At 39.4% G+C, this 1,022-nt stretch carries 1 protein-coding gene; it reads left to right on the top strand.

Annotated elements, in window-relative coordinates; all coding sequences use genetic code 11:
- On the top strand, positions 1 to 925 hold a 925-nt coding region (locus A3761_RS28110; RefSeq protein ID WP_197473193.1), incomplete at its 5' end, for a hypothetical protein.
- Positions 926 to 1,022 lie beyond the last annotated feature (97 nt).

Here is a 1,022-nt window from a genome sequence, read left to right as displayed (position 1 = left end):
GTTTGAGAATCTGATTACCTCATACAAAGAAGCAATACGTCCTGAAAATGTCGCAGCCAAAACATCAAAAATTGAAAACCTCAGATCTTCACTGCTGACCAGTAAGAAGAAAAAAACTGCTGCACTGAAAATGTTTTCCGAGCGCCTTATTGCTCGGCATAAAGAAGTTGATTATCTAGAAGGGATTATAAAAGACAAATATAAGGATAAGAATGAAGCAAAAGAATATGCCTTCCCTCACATCATGGAAAGGATTCAATTGCATATAGAAAAGCAATACATGACAGAGGTGGGGGAGTTAGAACAAGAGATAAGCGAAAACTTGGATGATTTTACCTCGAGTTTCAACAGAGTTGATAGTAGCAATCAAGTAACAATTCCATTCGATTCTAGAGGAGCCTTTGCTGGGTTGGGAGTTGGAGGTGGGTTAATGGCTGGTTTAAGCATTTACGCATCTACAATGGGGGCATTGGGTGGATATGCAGTTGCTGCACAAGGCGTCGGTTTACTATCTTCAATTGGAATTGGATTTAGTGCGACAGGAGGCTCTGCTGGGGTTATGTCAGGTATAGCGGCTATTGGCGGGCCTGTGGTTTTAGCTGGGATACTTGGTGGTATTGCATTTTTAGGTGCTAAGCGTCTCTTCGGTGATACTTGGCAAAAAAGATTAGCCAAACAAATTATTAAGACTATGGACGAGAACAATACTGGAAAAACTGTCATTGATAATGTTGTCTCAGAATTTAGTAAAGCGGAAGAAGCAATTAATACGGGTAGTGATAATCTCAAAGAGCACTACATTGAACATATCAAAATGATGGATGAAATTATTCAAAGCCCAGCTGACTCCAAGGAAAAACTTGATGGTCAGGTAATGCAATTTAGGGAGTCTTTAGATTTTTTTATGGAAGCTCCATGGGACTGAATCTTGTGGAGCAAGAAGTTAATTTGCTAAAGAAGTATAAACCATACAAAGAGCCAAATGAGCAAGAAAATAAGGCCTTAGCATGAGTTAGGAATAG

It is taken from the genome of Oleiphilus sp. HI0123, from assembly GCF_001635315.1.
The sequence above is the reverse complement of the archived record's forward strand: the minus strand, read 5'-3'. Positions and strand labels throughout refer to the sequence as shown.